Source organism: Corynebacterium sp. UMB0012 (genome assembly GCF_030216265.1).
Classification (GTDB): domain Bacteria; phylum Actinomycetota; class Actinomycetes; order Mycobacteriales; family Mycobacteriaceae; genus Corynebacterium.
The window spans coordinates 1-455 of the sequence record NZ_JASOKQ010000068.1 but is presented as its reverse complement, the minus strand read 5'-3'; the positions used below and the strand labels follow the sequence as shown (position 1 = coordinate 455).

Annotated in this window: 1 pseudogene; it reads right to left on the bottom strand. The window is 56.3% G+C overall.

Going from position 1 to position 455, the window contains the following annotated elements:
- Positions 1–220 (bottom strand): annotated as a pseudogene (locus tag QP324_RS11890) (Replication protein); the annotation flags it as partial.
- Positions 221–455: the final 235 nt, after the last annotated feature.

Below are 455 nucleotides of genomic sequence, written 5' to 3'. Positions count from 1 at the left end.
GCGCCTCACGCAGCCTCAGACGCGTTTCTCCGGTTTCCTTGAGGGTAGACCACCCGAAACGCAATAAACCGCCACAGAGGGCCATACGCGCCCCGTAGCGCTCATATTCGGCCGCAAGCAGGTAAATCCCTCCCACGTCGTCAGAAACGCTTCTGTGAGCGTCCCAGGGCGCATCTGAGGGGGAATAGTCCGTGAGGTTCTGGAGTTCAGGATTTTTCATGCACACCACCCGATTGTGGGCGATGGCTCATCTGACGTGTTATCATTGCCATATCACCTGTGTTAGCCGTATCACCAATTCGAATCTCTACAGGTGGTCACGCCCCCGAACGATGCCCGTCGTTGCGGGGGTCGCTTTTAACGCGACCACTTCCGACAGAATACTTCCAAACCCATTTCGGAGCAAATGTGCCCTCAAGCCTTGCGGGACAAGGGCTGGAGGCCAATTTGAATCC